3 protein-coding genes are annotated in these 3000 nt (G+C 48.9%); 1 reads left to right on the top strand and 2 read right to left on the bottom strand.

Annotation, left to right across the window (positions count from 1 at the left end):
• The first annotated feature begins 3 nt into the window (after window positions 1-3).
• Complete coding sequence (gene nadB, locus H6S82_RS26755) at window positions 4-1794, top strand: L-aspartate oxidase (protein ID WP_190468435.1); 1791 nt, start codon at window positions 4-6, stop codon at window positions 1792-1794.
• A 44-nt stretch (window positions 1795-1838) separates the two neighbouring features.
• Here the strand turns inward: nadB and H6S82_RS26750 are convergent, their stop codons facing one another.
• Together H6S82_RS26750 and H6S82_RS26745 are read right to left on the bottom strand one after the other, a co-directional pair.
• Window positions 1839-2054 carry a hypothetical protein gene (locus H6S82_RS26750; protein ID WP_190468437.1) on the bottom strand — a complete coding sequence of 72 codons (216 nt, stop codon included), beginning with the start codon at window positions 2052-2054 and terminating at the stop codon, window positions 1839-1841.
• Window positions 2055-2276: 222 nt separating this feature from the next.
• The coding region (locus H6S82_RS26745) for a diguanylate cyclase (protein ID WP_191056994.1) at window positions 2277-3000 on the bottom strand (724 nt) is incomplete at its 5' end.

Raw genomic sequence — 3000 nt, 5'->3', positions numbered from 1 at the left:
AAAATGCTAACTAATCTCACTACCCTGGTAGTGGGATTTTTGTGGGAGCCATTTTTGAATTCTTCAGATTTCAGTTCTCTAACCAATTTAGATTTGCCCAGCCATTTCGATGTTTTGGTAGTTGGGGCGGGTGCGGCTGGGTTATATGCGGCGCTTTGCTTACCAGACTATTTCCAAGTCGGGTTGATCAGTAAAGATAACTTGCCTCTGTCTGCGAGCGACTGGGCGCAGGGCGGGATTGCAGCTGCGATCGATCCCAGTGATTCGCCAGATTTGCACATCGAAGATACAATGCAGGCCGGTGCGGGTCTTTGCGATTTACCTGCCGTGAAGTTTTTGGTAGAACGGGCACCTGAATGTATCCAGTCGCTGGTAAATATGGGTGTGGCGTTCGATCGGCATGGGGAGCGGCTGGCCATGACTCTGGAAGCGGCCCATTCTCGCCCCCGCGTACTGCACGCCGCCGATACCACCGGTAGGGCAGTTGTCAGTACTTTGACAGAAAAAGCATTGGCTCGTCCGAATATTCGAGTGATATCGTCAGCTTTTGCGTTAAATTTGTGGATTAATCCGACAAGCGGGCACTGTCAGGGGCTTTGCTTGCTGTACCGCAATCGGGCGATCTGGGTGCGAGCTGGGGCGGTGGTACTGGCGACGGGGGGCGGGGGTCAGGTATTCGCTCACACTACTAACCCAGCTGTGAGTACTGGCGATGGGGTCGCGATCGCCTACCGTGCTGGTGCGATTTTGCGCGACTTAGAATTTTTTCAATTTCACCCGACAGCTTTAACTAAGACTGGAGCTCCGCACTTTTTAATCAGCGAAGCGGTGCGAGGAGAAGGTGCCCATTTAGTGGATTCTCAGGGAAACCGCTTTGCTTTCAATTACCATCCCAGCGGCGAACTTGCGCCCAGAGATGTGGTCAGCCGCGCTATTTTCAGTCATTTGCAGCAAACTGGCGAAGACCGCGTTTGGTTAGATTTGCGACCAATCCCGTCTGAGAAAATCCGCCGTCGATTTCCGAATATCATTGAGGTTTGTCAGCGCTGGGGAGTCGATTTGTTTAGCGAAGCGATTCCCGTCACCCCAGCCGCCCATTACTGGATGGGCGGTATTGCTACCGATTTGATGAATCGTACCTCGATTGCTGGGTTGTATGCCGTAGGCGAAACGGCTAGTACAGGTGTCCACGGTGCCAATCGTCTGGCGAGCAATTCGCTGCTGGAGTGTATTGTGTTTGGTGCCCAAATGGCCAATCTGGAGATTGGGGACTGGGAACAAGATCGGCAACTAAAATCTGGGGAAAATTTTTGGCAATCTCCGATCGTCAACGTTTCCGAAAACCTTAGCTCGTGGGTAAGCTTAAATATATTGCCGTCCCACAGGTCGGATATAGAAAAGGTAGAGTGGCTGCGGCAAGAGTTAGCTCTCCTGATGTGGCAAAGTGCGGGAATTTGTCGTCAGCAGGATATTTTGGAGGGAGCGATCGCGCAAGTGGAACTGTGGCGGCAGGAATTCGCTGCCTTGGAACTAAGTAACTATCTGTTAAATATACAACCCGGTCAGTTAGTTAAATTTACTGAACCTATCACCGACCGAAAACTGCGAACTTGGGGCGAAACTTATAACTTACTGGATGTAGGGTACTTGATCCTCAAAAGTGCTGCTTTTCGCACTGAAAGTCGAGGTGGTCATTATCGAATCGATGTTCCGCAACCGGACAAGCGCTGGCAAGTTCACACGGTTGTGCAAAAAGACAAATGGTGGCAATCTCCACCCGTTACAGTTAGCTAACATCTGTCGGCGAAATAACCGTTCTGGCAAGACCTTACTCAGCACTAGCGAGTTCCGGAGCCTGTGGAGCTGTCGGGAGCGTCGCATTTTCCTTGGCAGGATGGCTGGTAATTGTAAAACTCTCCTAGCTGACTTTCCGAGCTGGATAAGAAATCAGTTATCCGATCGGAGGAGGCTGTAGCTAGGCTGATTTCCGAGGTAATCAATAAGCCTCCGACTAATAAAGTTGCCACACCTGCGAACCTGAAAAAAGTCTTCATAGCCGATCTCTAATGCCATCGATTAACAGTATATTCACTGAATATTCAGTGGATTATGTTTAGTAAGTATTTTTACTGAAACTTTATACAATCCTTGAATATCCTTCACAAATCTAGGGCGATTGACTAACCAGGATACAAGTAGTGCGATCGCAAATCCGGGTTGATTACCCCCTTGATTGCGATCGGCTGTACAGAGGTTTCATTTGGGTGGGCAGAATTTCAAGAAAACTCGTATTTGTTTTTACCCTGTTGTTTGGCACGGTACATAGCCGCATCGGCATTTTTAATCAAGGCGTTCATTTCGTCACCGTTGAGAGGGAAGAGGCTGATGCCAATACTTATGGTGACATTAATTGTCTGCCCGTTCAGGACAAAAGGCTGGGTAATGGCGTCGATAATTTTATCGGCAACTCTTGTCACATCTGACACACTCTTAATTATTGGCAAAATTACGGTAAATTCATCGCCACCCAGCCGGGAGACGGTATCGCTACTGCGTAGACAGTTAGTGAGTCGATCGGCAACACCTTGTAGCAGCAAGTCACCCATATCGTGCCCTTGAGTGTCGTTGATTTGCTTGAAGCCATCCAGATCGAGAAACAGCAGCGCCAGCAGTCGCTCGTTTTGTGCAGCCCACTCTAATGATTGGCTGAGCTGTTCGTAAAAAAGTTTTCGATTCGGTAAACCGGTAAGACTGTCATGATAAGCTAAATGACGCAACCGATCTTGTGAAAGTTTAAGTTCGGTGTTGTAACGAACCAACTCTGCTGCGGTGCGTTTGAGGTCTTCCTCCAATCGCTTGCGTTCGGTAATATCTCTAATTACTCCAACCAAAAATACGTTGCCAGCTGCATCTGTGTGAAGAGATCTTTTTGTGGCGATAAGATGAGTAGTGCCCCAGGCATCTGTGAATCTCTCTTCATTTTCGGTAGGCTTGGCGCTC

It is taken from the genome of Planktothrix sp. FACHB-1355, from assembly GCF_014748295.1.
GTDB lineage: Bacteria > Cyanobacteriota > Cyanobacteriia > Cyanobacteriales > Aerosakkonemataceae > Aerosakkonema > Aerosakkonema funiforme_A.
The sequence above is the reverse complement of the archived record's forward strand: the minus strand, read 5'-3'. Positions and strand labels throughout refer to the sequence as shown.